Origin of the sequence: Mesotoga sp. HF07.pep.5.2.highcov, from assembly GCF_003666285.1 — a bacterium.
In the GTDB taxonomy this organism is placed as follows: domain Bacteria; phylum Thermotogota; class Thermotogae; order Petrotogales; family Kosmotogaceae; genus Mesotoga; species Mesotoga prima.
Genome location: NZ_JFHJ01000380.1, coordinates 1 through 2,888, shown reverse-complemented (window position 1 = coordinate 2,888; position 2,888 = coordinate 1). Strand labels below are relative to the sequence as shown.

4 protein-coding genes are annotated in these 2,888 nt (G+C 46.5%); 1 reads left to right on the top strand and 3 read right to left on the bottom strand.

Going from position 1 to position 2,888, the window contains the following annotated elements; translation table 11 throughout:
• The first annotated feature begins 555 nt into the window (after positions 1–555).
• Complete coding sequence (locus BG32_RS08180; RefSeq protein WP_006490130.1) at positions 556–771, top strand: hypothetical protein; 216 nt, start codon at positions 556–558, stop codon at positions 769–771.
• A gap of 134 nt (positions 772–905) precedes the next feature.
• Here the strand turns inward: BG32_RS08180 and BG32_RS08175 are convergent, their stop codons facing one another.
• The 3 genes from BG32_RS08175 to rmuC all read right to left on the bottom strand — a co-directional run.
• The gene (locus BG32_RS08175; protein WP_006490128.1) at positions 906–1,508 is read right to left on the bottom strand and encodes a DNA polymerase ligase N-terminal domain-containing protein; all 603 of its coding nucleotides are present in this window, start codon (positions 1,506–1,508) and stop codon (positions 906–908) included.
• Between the two features lie 158 nt (positions 1,509–1,666).
• Positions 1,667–2,362: a queuosine precursor transporter gene (locus BG32_RS08170; RefSeq protein ID WP_006490127.1), complete on the bottom strand. Its 696-nt coding sequence runs from the start codon at positions 2,360–2,362 to the stop codon at positions 1,667–1,669.
• Positions 2,363–2,634: 272 nt separating this feature from the next.
• On the bottom strand, positions 2,635–2,888 hold a 254-nt coding region (gene rmuC, locus BG32_RS08165), incomplete at its 5' end, for a DNA recombination protein RmuC (protein ID WP_121526663.1).

Genomic DNA, 2,888 nt, shown 5'->3' with positions numbered 1-2,888 from the left:
TCACCTCATCTTAATGATATCAGAATCCTCATCACAATATAGAAGTTATTAAACCTAACTAAAACTCTGAAGCGGGGAGATCCAGTAGTTGAGCTGTCAGCTCTTCTTCCCTTAGAAGAAGTCAGCATAATGTCATGTCAGAATCATTAAAAGTAGGAAGGACTAACGGTCTTGATTCTCCGATCGAACTCTTTTTTTCTCTTTACACCGCTTTCTCTAATTCAAAGCCGATTGTACTTCCATAAACTTAACCGCCAGATTGCCGAGAACCTAATTTAAAGCCTGCCCAACGTTGTACGCTCTTCGGTACAATCAAGGCAGGAGAAAAACATGGAAAAAGATCCGAAGAAGAAAGTCAAACTCACTGCGCTGTTTCTATTTCTTTGGATAACGAAAATAACTCTTCCTTTGCTGCCAACAACTCACTTTTTGTTGTTGACGGCATTTTGTTAATCGAGGAGCTCTGAAAAGCTTTACAGATGGCCGATCTGTCACAGGCTCTTCGTCGCATCTATCTTCAGCTATCTCTATTTTCACGCCGTAAGGAGGAGAGCGATGAACCTTGCCTTTCTGTTGCTTTGGTCTACTCTAGCCTTGACGATGATTATGATATCCAATACTGCCGATGCACTTGTCCTCATCGGGGTTGCCTCTACCGTTTCCATTCATCTGTTGAAACTGAAGATACTGACAGCCGAGATCCTTGTAAAAGTTAGGGAGGGCCTTAAGAATCCAGAGATTATCGACGAATACCCCTGCTCAAATGACTGAGGCAACTCCAGAAAGCCGGTTTTTTTCGATTTGAAAGGCCTTCGAGAGATTTCAAGACTTTTCGGGTCTTCAAGATAGGGCAGGCATATACTGTGTGATCAATCTCCAGATAACAAGGGTCTTTCAAATCAGCATTACTCTCCGGAATCACGGATCTCTTCGAGAGTTCTACCGGTCTTTACCGAATCCGGTTCGGTGGCTGTCGGATTTCTCCGCGCATCGGCCTCCTCATCATTCATCTTCACGAGAAGCCATCTCGCTTTGCTGCCTTTACCGGTTCTTATGAGAGCGTACCCGCCTCTTAGTTTATGGCCTTCGAGCCAAATCGTGATATGCCCGTCTTCTATCTGCTTCGACAGAGGATTCGATTCAGGGTCTTCCTTCAGATTTCTGTAGCTTCCCCGGTCCCATAGAAGGACCGTACCGCCTCCATACTCGCCTTCGGGGATATTTCCCTCGAAGTCGCCGTATTCAAGGGGATGGTCTTCGGTTGGAACGGCCAGCCTCTTTTCCGATGGATCTGTTGAGGGCCCTTTGGGAACGGCCCATGACTTGAGAACTCCGTCCACTTCTATTCTGAAATCGTAGTGAAGCCTCGAAGCAGCGTGCTTCTGAATGACGAATACCGGCCTCTCTTTTGACCATTCAACAGTGGCCTCTCTCCCGTCCGGTTCCGATGTCTTGCTGAAATCTCTCTTTTCCACGTATTTATCTAGTTTCTCTTCTCTTTCTTTCACTGTTCACCTCCTGACATGGCAACATACGTGAAAGCTGAAGTACCAAACCACTGAACAGAGGATATTTGGCCCAATTATACCAGCCGGAGATTGGCGGTTTTCCAAAAACAGAAGCTTCAACAATTCACGCCTTTAGTATTTTCAGCCTATGATAAGGGTTAAGGAACAAGATCTCTGATCTTCCCGTCGTCTTTCATCTTTCTGGCGAGATAGATGAACGGTGTGTCTAGAACGGCAACGACCCATTTCAGAATATAAGTGGACCAGAATATCTGCCACCAGACACCTGCCGGAAAGACTCCCGCAAAGGCAATGACAGTGAAGACGGCCGTGTCTATCAATTGCGAGATCATTGTACTCGCATTGTTCCTTATCCAGATGTGCCGTTTCTCGGGGAACCTCTTCTTCCAGAAGTCGTATGCCCACACGTCGTGCAGCTGAGAACACCAGTATGCGGCAAGGCTCGCAAGAGCGATGCGGGGAAGGAGACCAAATACCACAGAAAGGTGTTCTTGCGAAAAGTCTGAAGGGTGGGGCTCGAAGGCGAGCGCAATTTGCATTATCACAGTAACGGATATTAGAGAGAAGAATCCCACGTAGACGGCCTTCCTGGCTTCTTTCTTTCCGTGGTTTTCCGATAGGATGTCTGTAGCGAGGAAAGAGGTCGCATATACGATATTTCCGAGCGTGGCGGCCATCCAGAAGAGAGAGACTGTCTTGATAACCTGCACGTTAGCTATTATCGCGGCAATGGCTACCCATACGTAAAGGCCCGTCTTTCCCCACCATCTGTATGCTATGGTAATCAAAGCAAAGTTCACTACCAGCATTAAGAACCAGAGAATCTCATTCATCTATTTCTCCTTCTTCATATGATCTTGGAAACCTCAAAGCTCCCTTTCGCATTTTATCGCATAAAAGATCTTGAAACCACCGAAGGATGTTTCGTTTGATCTCATATGGTATTGCATTTGATTATTAAGTAAAAAGCACAATTAGATGCGGGAGGAGCTCACTAAGACTATGCCAAGAAGCGGCCGGACCGGGTCGTCAAGAAAACACCGTTACCACGAGAACTTCGCGTGTTCAAGCATATTCCTCAATGAAGCGCTGACGGATGAGCAATTCAGTTGCGGTCGACAAGATCCGACGATTTAGGCTCATCCAAGATCTCCTCGATCTCTTCCAGTTTTTCGTTTACCTCGGCAAGAGCTTCTATCTCCCTGACTTTTGGGAGCAGCCTGCTTTCAAAAGAACCCACCCCATCATTGTAGGCCCTTACGGCGTTCTTAAGATGGCCCTGTAATCTGCTGTAATGGGAAAAAAAGACCCGAAATCTTTCATAGAGCTCCTTAGAGGCTTGAAGCTGAGAACGCTCGG

Coding starts and splice junctions, on each gene's coding strand:
- BG32_RS08180 (WP_006490130.1), top strand. CDS start 556: ATGAACCTTGCCTTTCTGTTGCTTTGGTCTACTCTAGCCTTGACGATG.
- BG32_RS08170 (WP_006490127.1), bottom strand. CDS start 2,362: ATGAATGAGATTCTCTGGTTCTTAATGCTGGTAGTGAACTTTGCTTTG.